This is a genomic window from Stenotrophomonas sp. AGC87 (genome assembly GCF_057333975.1).
Map to the genome: position 1 here is coordinate 1,562 of NZ_JBHFHW010000033.1, position 16,230 is coordinate 17,791.

13 protein-coding genes are annotated in these 16,230 nt (G+C 68.4%); 4 read left to right on the forward strand and 9 right to left on the reverse strand.

The features are described 5' to 3' along the window. The first annotated feature begins 62 nt into the window (after positions 1-62). Positions 63-1,253: a benzoate/H(+) symporter BenE family transporter gene (locus tag ACE026_RS13515; RefSeq protein ID WP_486039382.1), complete on the forward strand. Its 1,191-nt coding sequence runs from the start codon at positions 63-65 to the stop codon at positions 1,251-1,253. 4 nt (positions 1,254-1,257) lie between these two features. On the opposite strand, the gene ACE026_RS13520 is transcribed toward ACE026_RS13515, so the two are convergent. The 4 genes from ACE026_RS13520 to egtB all read right to left on the reverse strand — a co-directional run bounded on the left by ACE026_RS13520 (position 1,258) and on the right by egtB (position 6,310). Further along, complete coding sequence (locus ACE026_RS13520) at positions 1,258-1,749, reverse strand: DUF2628 domain-containing protein (protein WP_486039383.1); 492 nt, start codon at positions 1,747-1,749, stop codon at positions 1,258-1,260. Positions 1,750-1,829: 80 nt separating this feature from the next. After that, positions 1,830-3,998: a lytic murein transglycosylase gene (locus ACE026_RS13525; RefSeq protein ID WP_486039384.1), complete on the reverse strand. Its 2,169-nt coding sequence runs from the start codon at positions 3,996-3,998 to the stop codon at positions 1,830-1,832. 54 nt (positions 3,999-4,052) lie between these two features. Continuing rightward, positions 4,053-5,027, reverse strand: coding sequence for an L-histidine N(alpha)-methyltransferase (gene egtD / locus ACE026_RS13530; protein ID WP_486039385.1), 975 nt, complete (start codon positions 5,025-5,027; stop codon positions 4,053-4,055). Continuing rightward, positions 5,024-6,310, reverse strand: coding sequence for an ergothioneine biosynthesis protein EgtB (gene egtB / locus ACE026_RS13535; RefSeq protein ID WP_486039386.1), 1,287 nt, complete (start codon positions 6,308-6,310; stop codon positions 5,024-5,026). The genes egtD and egtB overlap by 4 nt, the downstream gene beginning before the upstream one ends. Positions 6,311-6,482: 172 nt before the next feature. Here egtB and ACE026_RS13540 point away from each other — a divergent pair, with 172 nt between their 5' ends. Beyond that, positions 6,483-7,790: a GGDEF domain-containing protein gene (locus ACE026_RS13540; RefSeq protein ID WP_486039387.1), complete on the forward strand. Its 1,308-nt coding sequence runs from the start codon at positions 6,483-6,485 to the stop codon at positions 7,788-7,790. Here the strand turns inward: ACE026_RS13540 and ACE026_RS13545 are convergent. Continuing rightward, on the reverse strand, positions 7,769-8,164 hold the full coding sequence (locus tag ACE026_RS13545) for a YchJ family metal-binding protein (RefSeq protein ID WP_486039388.1): 396 nt from the start codon (positions 8,162-8,164) through the stop codon (positions 7,769-7,771). The genes ACE026_RS13540 and ACE026_RS13545 overlap by 22 nt on opposite strands. Before the next feature lie 62 nt (positions 8,165-8,226). Here ACE026_RS13545 and ACE026_RS13550 point away from each other — a divergent pair, with 62 nt between their 5' ends. Next, positions 8,227-9,003, forward strand: a complete 777-nt coding sequence (locus ACE026_RS13550; RefSeq protein ID WP_486039464.1) for a sulfite exporter TauE/SafE family protein — start codon at positions 8,227-8,229, stop codon at positions 9,001-9,003. 37 nt (positions 9,004-9,040) lie between these two features. Here ACE026_RS13550 and ACE026_RS13555 read toward each other — a convergent pair whose 3' ends face one another. The 4 genes from ACE026_RS13555 to folE all read right to left on the reverse strand — a co-directional run bounded on the left by ACE026_RS13555 (position 9,041) and on the right by folE (position 15,595). Further along, positions 9,041-12,661 (reverse strand): ATP-binding protein, encoded by a 3,621-nt coding sequence (locus tag ACE026_RS13555; protein WP_486039389.1) that lies wholly within the window; start codon positions 12,659-12,661, stop codon positions 9,041-9,043. Positions 12,662-12,707: 46 nt separating this feature from the next. Continuing rightward, positions 12,708-13,409 (reverse strand): DUF4194 domain-containing protein, encoded by a 702-nt coding sequence (locus ACE026_RS13560; protein WP_123730916.1) that lies wholly within the window; start codon positions 13,407-13,409, stop codon positions 12,708-12,710. Continuing rightward, positions 13,396-14,865 (reverse strand): DUF3375 domain-containing protein, encoded by a 1,470-nt coding sequence (locus tag ACE026_RS13565; protein WP_486039390.1) that lies wholly within the window; start codon positions 14,863-14,865, stop codon positions 13,396-13,398. The genes ACE026_RS13560 and ACE026_RS13565 overlap by 14 nt, the downstream gene beginning before the upstream one ends. A gap of 127 nt (positions 14,866-14,992) precedes the next feature. Beyond that, complete coding sequence (gene folE, locus ACE026_RS13570) at positions 14,993-15,595, reverse strand: GTP cyclohydrolase I FolE (protein ID WP_019183982.1); 603 nt, start codon at positions 15,593-15,595, stop codon at positions 14,993-14,995. A 159-nt stretch (positions 15,596-15,754) separates the two neighbouring features. On the opposite strand from folE, the gene ACE026_RS13575 reads away from it, so the two are divergent. Continuing rightward, positions 15,755-16,210 (forward strand): MarR family winged helix-turn-helix transcriptional regulator, encoded by a 456-nt coding sequence (locus tag ACE026_RS13575; RefSeq protein WP_259260761.1) that lies wholly within the window; start codon positions 15,755-15,757, stop codon positions 16,208-16,210. The last annotated feature ends 20 nt before the right edge of the window (positions 16,211-16,230 follow it).

Genomic DNA, 16,230 nt, shown 5'->3' on the forward strand with positions numbered 1-16,230 from the left:
GCGTTGCGCGTGCTCCCGAAGGCTTGCTAACAATGCATCTCTTGTCATCAGGAATGCATGCGATGTCTGCGGTTGGCAAACGTACGTTGTGGCGCGATCTCTCCTTGCCTGCCGTGATGGCAGGCTTCATTACGGTACTGGTGGGCTTCGCCAGTTCGGCGGTGATCGTGTTCCAGGCCGCACGGGCGGTAGGCGCCGACCAGGCGCAGATCGCCTCGTGGATGTGGGCGTTGGGCCTTGGCATGGGCGTGACCTGTATTGGTCTGTCACTGCGCTATCGGATGCCGGTCGTCACCGCATGGTCCACGCCGGGTGCGGCCATGCTCGTGGTGGGTGCGGGCGCGGCCGGCTACAGCGATGCGATCGGTGCGTTTGTTCTGGCTGCCGTGCTCGGGATGCTCGCCGGCTTCTCGGGGATCTTCGCCAAGCTGATGAAGCGCGTGCCGATGGCGCTGGCCGCGGGCATGCTTGCCGGTGTACTGCTGCGCTTCGGGCTGGAGGTGTTCGTCTCGATGGGCACCCAGCTGGGCATGGCACTGGCGATGTTCATCACCTGGCTGATCGGGCGACGGCTGTTCCCGCGCTATGCGGTGATCGCCACGCTGCTTGTCGGTGTCCTGGTCGCCGCAGGTCAGGGTCTTCTTCATATGCAGGACGTGCGGCTGGAACTGGCCACGCCGGTATTCACCTGGCCGACGCTGTCGTGGTCGGCGGTGTTCGGCATCGCCCTGCCCCTGTTCGTGGTGACCATGGCGTCGCAGAACATCCCGGGCGTAGCGGTGATCCGTGCCTCCGGCTACGACACCCCGGTGTCACCGGTGATCGGCTGGATCGGGGTGGTCAACACGCTACTCGCCCCGTTTGGCGCCTATGGGCTCAACCTGGCCGCGATCACCGCCGCGATCTGCATGGGGCGCGAAGCACACGAGGATCCGGCGCGGCGTTACACCGCCGCGGTGGCCGCGGGCGCCTTCTATATCGTGGTCGGGCTGTTCGGGGCGACGGTGGCGGCCGTGTTCGCCGCTTTCCCCAAGGAGCTGGTGGCCTGCGTGGCCGGCATCGCACTGTTCGGCACCATCGCCAACAGCCTGGCGATGGCCCTGCGTGAGGAGGCCGATCGCGAAGCGGCGCTGGTGACCTTCCTGGTCACCGCCTCGGGCCTGTCGCTGGCCGGGATCGGCTCGGCGTTCTGGGGGCTGGTGGCCGGCGGCATCTGCCTGATGGCGCTGCGACCGCGCCCGGTCGCCCGCTGACGCCTCAGCCGCCTTCGAAGATACGCAGTACGACGAACAGTGCCAGGCCCAGGCCCAGGTCAAGCCGGCTGGTCCCCCCGCGGCGTACCAGTTCCGCGTTGATCCGCTCCGGCTGCCCGGTAAAACGGGCCTGCGCCCGCGCCACCATGCGGCGGCAATGCCAGCGGTACAGCGCATTGCCGAAGATGCCCAGCGAGAGCTGCACACCCAGCGACAACACGACGCCGCCCACCGCCAGGTCCAGCAGGACCATCGCCATGCCAATGGCGAAATCGACAATCAGCACCGCCAATGCCACCAGGTACATCCGCCGGTACATGAGCCAGTGGAAGCCAAACAGGACGGCCGGCCAGTGCCACGGGCGCGGCCAGCGGCCACCGGCGTCATCCAGATGCCAGCGACGGGCATACAAGGCGAAGTTGTCGCCCACCGCCTTCGCCAGCAGCGGATGGCGGTCATGCACCGCCACGGCCGCATCGATCTGGGCGTCGATCATGGCCTCGTGCATGGCGGTGCTGGGCGCGCGATAAGGATTCCCGGCGCTCTCGTCCATCCGGGACGGGGGCGGAACCGTACTCATAGCGGGTGAACCGCCAGCGTCTGCTGCAGCACGTGCTGCGCACCCGGCGCCAGGATCACCACATCCGGGCCGGCGTTGGCCGCTTCCAGGCACACATAGTTGCGCCAGCCGGCCCCGACATCGGCCATCTTGCTGGCGCCGGCCTCGCCCGGGTTCCACGCGACCAGCGAGCGGCTGCCGGTGGTGGTGATCTCGATGCGGCGCTTCAGGCCCGGGTCCTTGAGCACGTAGCGGCCGCCGGCCTGCGTATAGATGCGGTCGCTGCGGCCGGGATCGCGCGGGTCGCGCAGGCTCCAGTCGCCCTGCTGCTGGCGCGGGGTCGCGTAATTCTCGAACTTGTCCAGGTAGGACAGGCCATCCAGGCCCTCCACGCTGACCTGCGTCGCATCGCTGACATGGAAGTAGTTGTGCAGGGCCTGGGTGAAGGCGACCGGCTGGCGGCCGGTGTTTTCGGTGATCAGGCGCTGTTCCAGGGTGCGGCCGATCCGCAGTTCCATGCGCAGGCGCAGATCCAGGTTCTCCAGCACCGGCGGGGCCAGGGTCAGCACCATGGTGCCATCGGCCTCGCGACGGGCCTGCTGCAGGGTCCATGGCACGTTGCGGACGAAGCCATGCGAAGGCACGTCATTGCCCTGCCCCTGGCGGCCGAAGTACGGCCAGCACACGGGGCTGCCGCCACGGATCGGGGTCGGCAGCGGCTGGGCGCTCGGCGAGAGCCACATCACGTCCTGCCCGCCCTTGGGCACATAGGACAGCAGCTGGCCACCGAACACGCTGATCGCGGCGGTGGCGAACGGGGTCTGGACCGTCCACGCGGGGAAGCCCTGGATGTCGGCCAGGCTGAGCCCGGGCACCTTGGGGAGGGCCGCGCGTGGCGCCGCCGGGGACTGGACATACTGGGCGTGATTGGGCGGCAGGGTAAACACGGTGGATGCGGGCATGGTCGGTGTTGAAGAAGGAGGAGCACCGCGCAGGGCGGTGAGGATGCGCTGGCCGGCGCGGCCATCGGCGGGGGTCCAGCCCAGCCGTTGCTGCTCGGCCTGGATGGCGCGGCGGGTGGCGGTACCGATCATGCCGTCCGCCGTACCGATATCGTGGCCGCGGGCCAGCAGCAGGGTCTGCAGCTCACGGCGTTCGGTGCGGCCGATGCCGGGATCGTCGGTTGGCCAGGCGGCGGCGATGCCGGTTCCGCCACGCAGGCGATCGGCCAGTGTTGCGATCGCCAGCGCGTAACTCTCAGCGGCGTTGTAGGCGTAGATCGCATCGTAATTGCGGAACACCAGCCACGCCGGGCCCTTGGCCCCGGTCGGGAGCAGCAATGCTGCATTGCTGTCGGCGGGCAGCCCGGCCGGTGCCAGTGCTCCGCCGGCAACCGGCACGATGCCCAGCGCGCGCCAGTCGGCCAATGGCTTGCGCTGGGTGCGGCCGGATTGGGCGGTGTTGAAGCCGGCCGGGATCTTCACCTCGATGCCCCACGGCTGCCCGGTACGCCAGCCGGCCTTCTTGAGATAGTTGGCGGTGGAGGCCAGCGCATCGGGAATGGAGGCGACCAGATCGCGGCGACCATCCCCGTCGCCATCCACCGCGATACGCGCATAGGTGGAGGGCATGAACTGGGTGTGGCCAAAGGCGCCCGCCCACGAGCCGGTCAGGCCCTCGGCGCGCAGGTCGCCGGCATCGATCAGCTTGAGCAGGGCCAGCAGTTCACCGCGGAAGAAGGGCTGGCGGCGGCCTTCGCAGGAGAGCGTGGCCAGCGACTGCAGCAGCGGGCGCTTGCCGAACACGCGGCCGTAATCGCTCTCTACGCCCCACACCGCGACAATGGTGGCGGCATCGACACCGTACTCGGCCGAAACGCGGGCCAGCAGATCACGGTGCTCGATCAGACGGGCGCGCCCGTCATCGACGCGCGGGGTATCCACCAGCGCGGCCAGGTAATCCCACAACGGGGTGGTGAACTCCGGCTGTGCATCCAGCAGCGGCAATACGCTGGGGTCGGGGGTCAGCCCGGCGGTGAGCACGTCGAAGCGCCCGGCACTGATGCCCTGCTTGCCGGCCTGCGCCTTCAGCGTGACCAGGCAGGTGGCGAATGCATCCGGCGCGGCGACCGCGATCGACGGTGCGCCGAGCCACAGCCCGGCCAACAACAGGGGCGACCATCGCATTGGCGGAATCCTTGCAGCCAGTGGACCTGCATCATAGCGGCAATGCCGCGCAGGTCAGGCCGGCTGCAGCAGACGCAGGCCGAAGGCGGGATCGGTGGCGTTCCAGTGGGCGGTCACGCGCAGGCCGGCGGCGGCGGCCATCGCGGCGAACACCGCATCGGTGTATTTGTGGCTGTACTCGACGGTCATCGCCTCGCCTTCGGCGAAATCGAAGCTCTGCCCATCCACCTGCACGCGCTGGTCGCGCTGGCTGACCAGCTCGGTTTCGATGCGCAGGCGCGGCACGCTGTAGCGGGCGCGATGGCGGAAGCCCTCCAGGTCGAAATCGCTGCCGATGTCGCGGTTGAGCCGGCGCAGCAGATTGAGGGTGAACTCGGCGGTGACCCCGGCGGCATCGTTGTACGCCGCTTCGATCAGCGCCGCGTCCTTGTGCAGGTCGATGCCGATCAGGGCCATGCCATCCGGGCCCATGGTCTGGCGCATCGCCTTCAACAGTGCGATGGCGTCGACCTGGGCAAAGTTGCCCAAGGTCGAGCCTGGGAAGAACACCAGGTGGCGGGCCGGCTCGCGCTGCGGCAATGGCAACTGCACCGGCTGGGTGAAATCCGCGCAGACCGGCAGCATTTCGATGTCCGGCAGCGAGGGGGCCAGCCGGGTGATGCTGTCCAGCAGCGCGGCGCGGGAGATTTCGATCGGGGTGTAGGCGACCGGCTCCCGCAGCGCATGCAGCAGCAGTTCGGTCTTGCGCCCGCTGCCGCTGCCCAGTTCCACCACGTGCAGGCGCGGGCCGACCACCTTGGCGATGTCATGCGCACAGTCCTGCAGCAGCTGCAGCTCGGTGCGGGTCGGGTAGTACTCCGGCTGCTGGGTGATCTGCTCGAACAGCGCCGAGCCATGCGCATCGTAGAAGTACTTGGAGGGCAGCTGCCGCGGTGTGGTGGACAGGCCACGCAGGATGTCGGCGGTGATCTGGTCCCGATCCGGCTGCAGATCGGTCAGCGCTTGGAGTGCATCACGGACCGAACTCATGCGGCATCCCGGGCCAGGCGCAGGCCGGCGAACTGCCACCGGGCCGATGGCGCGAAGAAATTGCGGTAGCTGGCGCGCAGGTGATCGGCCGGGGTAGCGCAGCTGCCCCCGCGCAGCACCCACTGCCCGCACATGAATTTGCCGTTGTACTCGCCGAGATTGCCCGGGAAGGTGCGGAAGCCGGGATACGGCCCGTAGGCGCTGCTGGTCCATTCCCACACATCGCCGAACAACTGGACGATGTCCCCCTCCTCCTCCGCGCCACCCGGGTGCAGCGCGTCCGCATCGGCAAACCGGCCACGCAGGGCGCGGCCAGCCGTGGCTGCTTCCCACTCGAACTCCGTGGGCAGGCGGGCGTCGCACCAACGTGCGTAGGCGTCGGCTTCGAAATAACTGAGATGGCAGACCGGTGCGTGGGGATCGAGCGCGCGCCAGCCGCCAAGGGTGAACTCGCGCTCCAGTGCGTCGTCCCAATAGAGTGGATGCTCCCAGTGCTGCTCCTGGCACAGCGTCCAGCCTTCGCTCATCCACCAGCGCGGCTCGCGATAGCCGCCGGCCTGCACGAACTGACGGTACTCCTCGTTGCTGACCGGGCGGTTGGCCAGCGCATGCGCGGGCACCAATGCGCGGTGCACCGGCGATTCGTTGTCATAGGCGAACGTGGGGCGGGTAGGCCAGGCCGGCGCGCCGATCTCCACGATCTGTTCGGGACTGCTGCGCCACTGCAGCGGCAGCGCACGGGCCGGCGCCACGACAAGATCCTCGCGGTAGGTCGGCTGGAGCGGGTTGGACCAGAACGCGTGCTTGATATCGGTCAGCAGGAGTTCCTGGTGCTGCTGCTCATGGTGCAGGCCGAGCAGCAGCTGCTGTTGGGCCTGCTCGCTCAGACTGCCGGCCTGAAGCGCAGCGATCACGCGCTGGTCGATCTCGGCGCGGAAATGCAGCACTTCCTCCAGCGAGGGCCGCGAGAGCAGACCGCGCTGGGGGCGCGCATGGGCCGGGCCGATGCTCTGGTAGTAGCTGTTGAACAGGTAATGCCAGTCCGCATCGATCGGCGCGTAGCCGGGCCGGGTGGCCAGCACGAACCGCTCGAAGAACCACGTGGTGTGGGCCAGGTGCCATTTGGCCGGACTGGCATCGGCCATGCTCTGGACCATGGCGTCTTCCGCACTGAGCGGCGCGGCCAGCGCGACCGTGCGGGCGCGCACGCTGGCGTAGCGGGCGGCCAGCGACGTCGGCGGGGCGGCAGTAAGCGGTGGTGCGGCAGCAACGGCGGTAGTCATCGTGATCAGGATCGACCAGCCGGGGTGAGTGCCACGTCATGGCACGGCATCGATCAGGTGACAGCGCTCAAGTTGAATACGCCCGGGCCGCTATCGGGGGAGACCCATTGCCTGTGATGTCCGGTTTGCACGCTGCAGCCACGGCGCGCCGGCCCACCACGTGGACCCCTTCTTGCGGACGCACCTGCTACGCCAGCCCAGCCACTATCTGTTCGTGCTGCCTGCAGTACTGGTGGCGCTGGGATTGTGGGCCGCCACCCCCGCGGCGGAAGCCGGCAGTCCGGTGCATCGCCTGCTGCCGATGGTGCTGGCCTGCCTGGGTGTCGGCCTGGCGCTGATCTACAACCGCGTCCGGGCGCTGTGCCTGATGCTGGCCATCGCCCTGGCGTTCGCCCTGCTGCATGGTGTGGTCGGCACCTTCCAGCGGGAGGGCGTGATTTCGGCGCTGACCCCACTGATCTTCCACGCAGTGTCGTGGTGGCTGCCACTGCTGTTCCTGGTGCATGGCGTGTGGCCCGAGCGCGGGCGGCTGCGCCAGGATCTGCTGCTGCGCGGCGTGGTCAGCGGGACGGCCCTCGGTATTTTCCTGCTGCTGGCCGCACAGGGCCCGGTCGGCATGCATGCCTTGTTGTCGGACCGCCACCTGCCGTGGCTGCCGAGTGGCTGGAATGCGCTGGCCCAGCTGCCTGCGCTGTTGTTCGTGGTGACGACGGTGGCGCTGGCGGTACAGGCCTGGCGCCAACCGCGGCCGCTGCACACTGCCCTGCTGATCGCCCTGCTCTGCCTGTGGTGGATGCTGCCACGGGTGTTCGTCTCGCCGGCCCTGCTGCCCGCCGTCAGCTGCATGGCGCTGTTGCTGGTCATCTCGGCGATGCTGCAGGAAGCTTTCCACATGGCCTTCCGCGATGAACTCACCGGCCTGCCCGGGCGCCGCGCGTTCAACGAATGCCTGCAGCGGGTTGGGGCCACCTACACCATCGCCATGGTGGACGTGGATCATTTCAAGCGTTTCAACGATACCCACGGCCACGATGCCGGCGATGACGTGCTCAAGCTGGTGGCCGCGCGACTGGCCGAGGTAGGCGGGGGTGGCCGCGCGTTCCGCTACGGCGGCGAAGAATTCGCGCTGGTGTTCCTGGATCGCCCTGCCCCGGCCTGCGTGGCGTCGGTGGAGGAAATCCGCGCCAGGATCGAAGGCGTCCGCATGCATCTGCGCGACCGCGCGGCACGCAGCCGCGACGATGCGGTGGGGCAGCTGCAACGTGGGCGTGGTGGCAACGGCGAGGTGGTGCAGGTGACGGTGAGCATCGGCGTGGCCGACAGCCGGGTCGCCGACAGCCCGCAGGCGGTGCTCAAAGCCGCCGACCAGGCCCTGTATGCCGCCAAGGACGCCGGCCGCAACTGTGTGCGTGCGCTTGGCCAGCAGGGCACCGTGCCGGTGCGCGCGACCGCACTGGCTCAGGGCAACGCGTCGAGATAGAACCAGCGGCCGTCTTCGCGGACGAAGCGGCTGTGTTCGAGCATTTTCACCGCACTGCCGCCGCCGACCTTGTAGCGCGCGGTGAAGCGCACCTGGGCGTGGTCGGGATCTGGGCGGGTATGTGCGTGGATCGTCAGCCCCAGCCACTGGGTGCGCTGGCCGGGTGCTTCGTCCAGCGAGAGCTCGGCCGGGCGCGTGGACGGGTGCCAGCTGGCCAACAGGTACTCGGCCAGGTGGCGCACGTAGGCGCTGTAGCGCGAGCGCATCAGCGCTTCGGCATCCGGCGCGGGGCTGCCGGCATGGTAGCGGCCGCAGCAGGCGGTGTAGGCCAGCGGGCAGCCGCAGGGACAGGGATCGGAAGAGACGGTGGTCATGGGGGTATTGTCGCGCGATGACCGGGCGTATGCTGGCGCGCCTTCTGCCGCGATGTGCCGCCGTGCTTGAGCTGGTTCCCCCTGAGCTGTTGTGGTTGGTGGCGATCGCCTTCATCGCCGGCCTGGTCGATGCCGCCGGCGGCGGCGGCGGGCTGGTGCAGCTGCCCGGGTTGTTCACCGTCCTGCCGCAGCACACGCCGGCGATGCTGTTCGGTACCAACAAGTTCAGCTCGATGTTCGGCACGGCGGCCGCCGCGTTCCGCTATGCGCGCAATGTGCGCTTTCCATGGCGGCCGGTATTGTTTGCGGCGGGCACGGCGTTCGTGTTCTCGTTTGCCGGGGCCACGGCGGTCAGCCTGCTGCCCAAGGACGCGGTACGCCCGCTGGTGCTGGTGCTGCTGGTGGCGATGCTCGGCTACACGCTGTGGAAGAAGGACTTCGGTGCCCTGCACCGCCCGCGCGAGATCGGCCGCAAGGAGCTGGTGACCGCGTTGGCGATCGGTGCGGTGATCGGGTTCTACGACGGCTTCTTCGGGCCCGGCACCGGCAGCTTCCTGATCTTTCTGTTCGTGCGCTTCTTCGGGCTGGACTTCCTGCGCGCCTCGGCCGCCTCCAAAGTGGTGAACCTGGCGACCAACGTGGCGGCGATCTCCTTCTTCGTGCCGACCGGCAACATCCTGTGGCTGTTCGCGCTGCCGATGGCCGCGGCCAACATCATCGGCTCGGTGGTCGGCACGCGGATGGCGCTGCGCGGTGGCACGCCCTTCATCCGCAAGCTGTTCGTCGGGCTGGTGGTGGTGCTGATCGCCCGGATGGGCTGGGATACCTTCGCCGGTTAGCAGGACGGGCCAGCCCTGGGGCTGACCCGTTGGTTGCTCAGCGCTTGGGCTTGGCGGGCTTCTTTGCGGCCGCCTTGGTGGCTGGCTTGGTGACCGCCTTCTTGGCGACCTTCTTTGCCGGCGCCTGGGTGGCGGCCTTCTTCGGGCGGGATGCCGGCACCGCTGCCGGTACCTCCACGACCTCCGCCTCGACGTGGGCGTCCGCGTCGATCGAGGCCGCCATCACCTCATTGGCCATTACCTCAGGGGCATCGACCACGTCTGGCACGGCGATCACGGCCGGTACCGGTGCAGCTGTCGGCTCGCCGGCGCGGGCACGCTCGGGCAGCTTCAGGCGCTTGCCTTCGTCGTCGTACTCGATCAGCAGCACGCCGGAGTCGTGGCGACCGCTGATCTCCACGAAGCAGGCACCGCCGATGAAGGGCTCCAGCGTCATCACCGACTTCAGCGGGGTGGCCACGACCATCTGGAACCCGAAGTTGTCGAAGATGTTCATCGCCAGCGCGGTGAACTCGTTGTCGGCCTTGTCGAAGGCTTCATCCAGCACCACCGCCGCGTAGCTGGGCAGCTGGCCATCGGCGCCGCCGAGCTGGTAGCGCAGTGCGGCCGCCAGGCAGGTGGTGGCCAGCTTCTGGCGCTGGCCGCCGGACTTGCCCGCACCGCTGCGGTAGATCTCGACCTGCTGGCGGGTGGCGGCATCGAGTTCGACGCCGACGAATTCCACGTGCAGGCGCACGTCCAGCACCAGCTCGCGCCAGCGCTTGTCCTCGCCTTCCTGCGAGCCGAGCTTGGCGACCAGCTCACGCAGCACCGCGAACTGCGCTTCGGCCAGCTCGCGCTGGTCGGTCTGCTGTTGGGACAGCACGTCGCGCAGGCGCTGGTGGAAATCCAGTACCTCGGGCAGGCGGCGGTCGGTGAGTTCGATGGTCAGCAGGGTGCCGCGGTTGAACGGCACCTGCTCCAGCGAGGCATTGACCTCGTCCAGGCGCTGGGCGATCGACTTGCGCGCCTCGGCCGTGTGCCGCTGCAGGGCCAGCAGGTTGTTCTTGCTCTGGCTCTGCAGCAGATCGAAGAAGCGTGCCTCGTGCTGCGGCAGGCCGTCGTTCTCCAGCCGCTGCAGGCGGGCCAGGAAGTCTTCCGCGCTGGACAGGCTGACGGTGAAGTCACCGCTGTCTTCCGGCCAAGCCTGGCAGTAGCGGCGGAAGCAGCCCAGCAGCAGGTTCTCCAGCCGGTTGTGTTCGGCCTGGGAGCCGCCGAGCTGTTCGTTGAGCGTGTTGCTGATCTGCCGGAAGTGGGCTTCCAGGTTCTCCAGGCTGAGCACGCCGAGCGCTTTGAGGCGTTCGTCCAGGCCCTGCTGCTGGAGAGGGGTGACCACGCGCTTGGCCAGCGGCGCGCACTGCTCGTGCAGACGCTCGAGGCGTTCATGTTCACGGCCGAGCTGGCCGCGCTCCACGCGCACGTCTTCATAGGTGCGCTTGGCCTGGGCCACGTCGGCGCGGGTCTTCTCGATCTGTTCGCCCAGCTTGCGCAGGTCGGCATTGCCTTCGCGCAGGTCGTGCAGGGCCTGGGCGATGTCGTCCAGGCGCTGCAGCGGTGCGGCCACATCGATCTCGTCCCAGCCCAGCGTGCACAGTTGATGGCAGGCCAGTCGGGCCTTGCCGTCCTGTTCGCGCTGCGCGCGCAGGCCGGCCACATCACTGTCGCAGGCAGCGATGCGCTGGGCCAGTTCGATCGCTTCGCGCTCGTACAGGTCCAGCTTGTCGCGGTTGTTGAAGCCGAGCAGCCAGCGGCGGCGGTCGCTGATGTTGTGGCGATCGTCCTTTTCGAAGCGTTCGCCCGGGTGCTTGACCTGGCCTTCCTTGGTGATGCCGCGGTCGGTATCGCGCAGGTGACGTGCATCCACGCATTCGTAGTCGAAGCGTTTGCCCAGCTCGCGGCGCAGCCAGCCGGCATAGCCGTGCTCGCGCAGCACCAGCTTGTGCAGCAGCGAACGTGCGCCCGGCTCGCGGCCATGCAGCGCATCGTCGTTGCGGCGTACGCGGTAGTAGACCAGGCGGGTACCGAGGTGGGTCTGGTTGATCCACTCCGAGACCTGGGCATGGTGGCGCTCATCGACCAGCAGCGACTGCGCGAAGCCGTGCAGCACGCGCTCGATGGCGCCCTGCCATGCGGCGTCTTCGTCGCGGACCTGCAGCAGTTCGCCAACGAACGGCAGTGCCGCTTCGGGAATGCCGGTGTCGCTGCTCAGGCGCGCGCGCAGCTGCTGCATCGGCGCGGGAATGCTGGACGGGGTGCGCTTGAGCGCCTCCAGTTCCGAACGCACCTCGGCGAAGCGGCGTTCGTCGTCGCGCTTGCCGCCCATGCGCTCGGCAATGGCTTCGTCCAGTTCGGCCGCAGCGCGCTGGCCGTCGTCCAGGCGGGCCTGGGCGCGGGCGAGCTGCTCGGCAAACCCGTGCGCGGTCTCGGCCAGGGTTTCCCCCAGTTCGCGGCTGGCATGATTGGCCTGGCTGCGTTTGGCCAGCCGGCGGTCGCGTTCCTGGGCGACACGGCCCTGTTCGCGCTCCAGTTCTTCGATGCGCTCACCGCCCTGCTGGCGCCGCTGCGCTTCCAGCTCGGCGAGGTGGCTTTCATGGTTGTCCAGCGCGCTGCGGCGCTGGCCTTCTTCCCCGGACAGACCGCGGTCGCGGGTATCCAGTTCCAGCAGGCGCGCCTCAAGCAGGGCCAGGCGACGCTGCTCGCGCACGCCGTCGATGCCCAGCTTCATCTCGTCCAGGTCTTCGCGCTGGCGGCGCAGTGCCTGCAGATCGGCGTAGTGGCCGCGTGCGGGCAGCAGGGTTTCGACCTGGCGGCGCGCGGTGACCACGGCCTGATGGGCGCCATCGAGTTCGGCGAAATCATCGACCAGCCGCTCGGCGGCATCGAAGGTGCGCGGCGCATCAAGCATGAAGTCGCGCAGGAACACGTTCAGATCGCCGAGGTTCTTCGCCGACTGCGTCTTGTGCAGCAGGCGCAGCGCCATCTCATTCTCGATCCCGAGCACGTGGCGGAACCGTTCGGCGTAGCTGGCGAAGCTGTCGAAGTGATGCACATCGCCCAGGCGCTGCTTGAGCTTGCGCAGGTCCAGGTCGAAGCCGCCGAGGTCACGCGCGATGTCGAAACTGCGCTCGGCCACCATGTAGTGCTTGCGCACATCGGCCGCGGCCGCGCCGTTGCCGGCGATCCAGAACAGGCGCACCAGGCTGACGATGCGGCCGTCATTGCTGCGGTATTCCAGCACCAGGGCGGTCCAGGTCGCGCCTTTGCGCAGGTACTGGGTGGCGATTTCACCGGTGCCGCTGTCCTGCTGGTCGGCCCAGGCGCCCCGCACGTAGGAGACCAGGTTGCGGTCGCGGCCACTGCGTTCGGCTTCGCGCGCGGCGGCGTTGAAGTCGACCAGGGCCGGCGGCACCAGCAGCGCGGACATCGCATCGAGCAGGGTCGACTTGCCCGAGCCGGAGCGGCCGACGAACAGGAAGCCGCGCTCGGCGATCGGCACTTCGGTCAGGCCGGAGAAGGTGCCCCAGTTGTGGACCTGCAGGCGGCGCATGCGGAATTGCTGGGCGCGCGGATCGGGCTGGTCGCCGGGGAACAGGACGGGTGCGGGAATGTGGACGGTCATGGCAGGGCTAGCAATCCAGGCAGGGCAGCGGCGCGCGGGCGCGCGCTCAGGCGTCGAGGTCGGCCGGCGCTTCGCGCAGGCGGCGGTACACCTGGGCCAGGGCGGCGACATCTTCGGCGGAGAACATCAGTTTCAGTGCCGGCGAGACTTCATGACGCGCATCGTCACCGCCGAGGCGGGTGAGGATGTGGTTGTCCTTCATCTTCTGCACGGCACTGGCGACGCGGCGGTTGAAGCCGGCGCGGTCGGTGGACAGGTGGCGCTCGTACACGGCCAGTGCTTCGGCCAGCTCGGCATCCTCGACCACTGCGCGCACGCCGCGCGCATCGGCTTCGGCCAACTGCTGGCGCAGGTGCAGCAGCAGCACCGAGTCGATGAAAGTCAGCGGCGAGGTACGCAGCAGCACCGGTGCATCGATATCTTCGGTATCGGCCTGGCGGGTGAAGGCCACGCCACTCTCGCGGTCCAGCACCAGTTCCAGGAACAGGTCCGAGAGCGCCGAGCGGATCGCCGCTTCGCTGCGGATCAGCGCCGGCCACAGCTTGGCGTGGCGCAGCTGGTCGATGCTCGGGCCGATCAGCAGCTGGCACAGCGCGCGGCGGCCATCGAGCGGCAGCCGGCCGGTGTCGCCCATGTAAAACACGTCATTGTTACGCCGCAGGACGGGCGTCACCACGACCGGTTCGTCGTCGTGCTCGTCTGCGCCGCCGTCGATCGGGGTGTCGGTGGATTGTTCATGCCAGCTCATGGCGTTTCTCCTGGGTGAACCAGATCAGCGGAATGCGGGCGCGACGCCATTGGCCATCGCCGCCGCGCCATTGCGCGATCTCCTGTTGATCGGCGGCGACCTCGCCGTGGCGGGTGCCGAGAGAGAGGTAGCCGATGATGCTGCCCAGCCCCTGTGGGGCCTCGCGGTGTTCAAGCACCTGCGCGATCGACAGCCGCGGCTGCTCGCCGAGCAGGTCGTGCAGATCGCGGCGCAGGTTGCGGAAGTCGATTTCAGAGGCCGCCACCAGATCGCCGACACTCTCCAGCGAGATCGCAGCGGTGTCGTTGCGCTGCACGCTGCCATCCACCTGCGCCTGGCGCGGGTCGTGCAGTTTCCATTGTGAGAGCGAGCGCAGCCGGCTGGTGGTGAGCTGCAGGTCGCGGCCGATGCTGCGCTGCGCCGGGATGTGGTCGCGCAGGCCCAGCGCCTCGCCCTGGGCCTGCTTGAGCAGCTGGTTGAGGCGGCGCTGTTCCAGGTAGCCACGGCTCTGCACGAAGCCGCGCAGGCTGCGGGCAAAGTGCTGCAGCACGTCGTGGACCTGGCCACCGCGCTCAAGCATGGTGGTGGTGAAGCCACGCAGGAACGTGCGCTCGTTGCGATCCAGCTTGCGGGCGAAACCACGCGCGAGCACGGTCTCCAGCGCGGCATCGAGCTGGGCACTCTGTTCGGCATCGTTGAGCAGGCGCCAGAACGCCTCGAAGCTGCGCCCGGCGTCGCTGTCGCCGATCACGTCCACGCCTTCGAACAGCTTGGACAGCACGTCGCCGCGCTCGCCTTCGTCATCGATGATGCGTTCGCGGAATTCACGGTTGAGGCGTTCGAAGTCATCGCGCACGCGGCGGAAATCTTCGGTCAATTCGTCGGCCAGACCGATGATCTGGCGGGTCCGCTCCAGCGCGCGCTTGCCGTCCAGCGAGGACACCTTGCCGCCGCTGACGCGGGCGATCTCGGCATCGATGCGGTCGCGCTCGTCGCGCAGCGCGGACAGGCGCGCATCCGGATTGGATTCGGTCAGCGCGGCCAGCTGCGAAAGCTGCTCGATCACCAGCGCCAGGCGGCTTTCGGGGGCGGCAGCGCGCGCCTGCTCCAGGCTGTCGGCGAAACGGATCGCCTGTGCGGCCTGGGTGGACAGTTCGTACTGTTCCTGGTCGGCGCCTTCGGGCAGGCGGCGTTCCAGCCAGCCCTGGGCCAGCCAATGCGCGATGTAGGCCTGCGCGGTGCGCGGCAGATCGCGCGACAGCTCATCAGCCTTGAGATCATCCAGCGCGCGCTGCAGGCGTTCGTGCAGCACCGCGGTGGACAGGGTGCGCTCGTCCTGCATCAGCAGGCTCTGCAGCAGGCCGATGATCTCCGGCGCGTGATCGGCCGCCAGCAGCTTCCACTGCGATTGTTCGCGCAGGTGGCGGTAACGGGTAATGCGCTCGCGATGTTTCATTCGAGACCGGGGGCAGGAAGACGGGCCGCGCGGGTCGCCGCGGCCGGGAGGGAAACGGGACGCGCACGCACGCGCAGGGCCGGGCCGAAGCCCAGCGCCTGCCGGCCGCGCGCGACAGCGCGGGGAATCAGCGCTTGCCGCCCACTTCGATGAAACGCAGGAACTCGGCGCGGGTGCGCGCGTCCTCGCGGAAGCTGCCCAGCATCTTGGAGGTGACCATGCTGACGCCCCGCTTGTGGATGCCGCGGGTGGTCATGCACTCATGCGCACCTTCCACCACCACGCCCACGCCGACCGGCTGCAGCACGTCCTGGATGCACTGGGCGATCTGCGCGGTCATCTTTTCCTGGACCTGGAAGCGGCGTGCGTACGCCTCGACCACGCGGGCCAGCTTGCTGATGCCCACCACCTTGCCAGCCGGCAGATAGCCGACGTGCACGCGGCCGATGATCGGCGCCATGTGGTGTTCGCAGTGGCTTTCGTACTCGATGTCGCGCAGCACGATCAGTTCGTCGTAGCCGGCCACTTCCTCGAAGGTCCGCTCCATGTAGGCGCGCGGGTCGTCGCGGTAGCCGCTGAACCAGTCGCCATAGGCTTCGGCAACGCGGCGCGGGGTATCCAGCAGGCCTTCACGGGTCGGATCTTCACCGGCCCAGCGCAGCAGGGTGCGCACCGCCGATTCGGCCTCGGCCTGGGTGACGGGGTTGGCGTCGTTGTCTTGCTTGCTCATTACATACAGCACCCGAAGGGGGGCGAGCATCGTACCCGACAGACCCCTCGGGCGTCCTGCGCCGGGATGCCCGGGCCACGTCCGGGCAGGCGTTCATTGGGCCGCGGTTGTGCCACGGGTATTGATAGGAAACGAATTAGTAGTATCCTATCTATTCTGATGAACCGATCCCTCGACGAACGTACCCAGCTGCAGATGCAGCTCAGTTCCGGCCTGCTTTACGCAGGGCGGCAGTGGCAGCGCCTGGCCGACCAGGCCCTGGGCAGCTACGGCATTTCCGCCGCCTGCACCATGCCGCTGCTGATGATCGGGCGCGCCGGCGGGGGTATCCGCCAGGTGGCGCTGGCCCACCAGCTGGGCATGGAAGGCCCTTCGCTGGTACGCCTGCTGGACAAGCTGGCCGCCAGCGACCTGGTCCGCCGCGAATGCGATGCCAGCGACCGCCGCGCCAACCTGCTGTGGCTGACCGACAAGGGCGAGGCCCTGGTCAGCCAGCTGGAAACCCAGTTGATCGGCCTGCGCCAGGACGTGTTCGGCGAGTTGACCTTGGATGAACTGCGCACCGTGCTGAAGCTGTGGCAGCTGCTGGCCGATGCTGCCGACCGCGTGACGTAAGCCTGTTCCCCCGTTGTACC